Origin of the sequence: Kitasatospora sp. NPDC091257 (genome assembly GCF_044757675.1) — a bacterium.
In the GTDB taxonomy this organism is placed as follows: domain Bacteria; phylum Actinomycetota; class Actinomycetes; order Streptomycetales; family Streptomycetaceae; genus Kitasatospora; species Kitasatospora lactacystinica.
The window spans coordinates 1-1941 of record NZ_JBIVVI010001471.1 but is presented as its reverse complement, the minus strand read 5'-3'; the positions used below and the strand labels follow the sequence as shown (position 1 = coordinate 1941).

The 1941-nt window shown below is 79.2% G+C and carries 1 protein-coding gene and 1 pseudogene; both read right to left on the bottom strand.

Annotation, left to right across the window (positions count from 1 at the left end):
- Positions 1 to 1138, bottom strand: a pseudogene (locus ACIQOV_RS39445) (hypothetical protein); the annotation flags it as partial.
- A 1-nt stretch (position 1139) separates the two neighbouring features.
- On the bottom strand, positions 1140 to 1941 hold an 802-nt coding region (locus ACIQOV_RS39440), incomplete at its 5' end, for a hypothetical protein (protein ID WP_401055715.1).

The window sequence follows — 1941 nt, the reverse complement described above, 5'->3', positions numbered from 1 at the left end:
GGGTGAAGCCCGTGTCCTCCCCGCCTTCCCCGTTGCCGGCGAAGGTGCCCGCGCCCTGCCAGGCCTGCAGCTGCCAACGGACCCGCTCGGCCAGCGCCGTCGCGGACAACCGGCCCTCGTGCCGCCACAGCCGGGAGGCCGTCCGACCGTCCGCGCAGGCCACCTCGACGGCCACCCGGCGGCAGGTCAGCCCGGCCCCGGCCAGCCGCCGGTGCAACTGCTCGGCCAGCGTGCGGGCGACGAACACCAGCGGCTCGGCCAGCGGCTCCGGCGGGTCGAAGCGCTGCTCGACGGCGAGGTCCGGCTCCTCGTCGCGCGGCACCAGCGGGCGCGGCTGCAAGCCGCGGGCCAGCCGGTGCGCGACCGTCCCGGACGGGCCGAAGCGGTCCGCGACCGACTCGGCCGGCAGGGCGGCGAAGGACCCGACGGTGGGCAGGCCGAGCCGCCCCAGCAGTTCGGCCAGCGTCTCGTCGCCCAGCGCGCTCACCGGGTACGGGGCGAGGAACTCCGCCGTCCGTCCGGCCGGGACCAGCACTCCGGCCCGGGCGGCGAGCACGGCGGCGAACAGGCCGTCGGCGACACCGACCCGGGCCTGCGGGGCGGCTTCGGCCGGAGCGGCCCGGGTCTGCGGGGCGGCTGCTGCGTCCCGGGCCGCCCGGGTCTGCGGGGCGGCTTCGGGTCGGGAGGCGGTTGCCGGTCGGGCCTCGACGGCCACCGCGCCCGGGACGGCGTCCGGGACGAGGGGCCGTCCGAGGGCGTCCGCCACCGCTCTGCCGACCTTGCCGGCCAGCGCCTCCTCGCCGCCGAAGTAGCGGCCCGGGCCCTTCACCGGGATCGCGCACAGTCCCGGACGGATCACCTCCACCCGGGGCGTGAACGCCTCCACCGCCGCGACCACCGGCTCGAAGCGGCGGGTCTCCGCCTCCGGGTCGCGGTCGCGCAGCTCCAGCTCCGGGCAGAGCCGCTGGGCCAGCTTGAGCCGCTGCCCCTGCCGCACCCCGGCCGCCCGGGCGCCCGCCGAGCAGGCGAGGATCCGCCCGCCCTCGGTCACCGCGACCGGGTCGTCGCCGGTGACGGCCACCACCGGCCAGTCCGGGCACCAGACCACCAGCACCCGGGGGGTTCCGTCGTCCGCCATCTCAGACCACCGCCGCCACGCGGGGTGCCATCGGCTCCGCCGCCGGTAGCGCCGGTAGCGCCGGTAGCGCCGGTAGCGCCGGTAGCGCCGGTAGTGCCGGTAGTGCCGGTAGTGCCGGTAGCGCCGGTTCCGCCACCGGCTGCGGCCGTCCCTGTCGCGGCTGTTCCTGGAGCGGGCGCACCGCGCCGTGCTCGTCGGGCAGCCAGAGCCGGGCCGTCCGGCCGCGCACCGCCGAGCCGCGGCCCTCGGCCACCACCTCCACCTGCCGGCCGACGAGCTGCCCGTGGCCGTCGCCCAGCCCGAACCAGCGCCCGGAGCGCACCCCCAGCCGCAGCACCGCGCCCGGCCACGGCCCGGCGACCAGCAGCACGCAGCCGCTGCGCCGCAGCACCGCCGCCAGCCGGGCGGCCAGCTTCGGCGGCACCGGCCCGTCCGGGCGCAGCATGATCAGCTCGACCGCGCCGGCCAGCACCGAGACCACTTCGGCCCAGTGCGGCCCCGGATCGTCCGCGACCAGCAGCCGCCGCAGGTCCAGTCCGTACCCCTCGGCGGCGGCCAGCCCCAGGTCCGGCAGTCCGACCGCCGCGGCCCAGCCGCCCTCGGTCTCCTTCACTCCGGCGGCGAGCGCCAGCAGCAGCCCGGTGTCCCCGCCCGCCACCGACACCGCCGTCCCCCGGCGCAGCCCGGCGTCGGGCAGCACCTCCCGCAGCGCGGACGGCACCGGCAGCAGCCCCGGGGGCTCCGCCGTCCGCCCGGTGGCCGGTGTCGCCCGTCCCTCTCGCTCCTCCCGTTCCCGCGGCTCC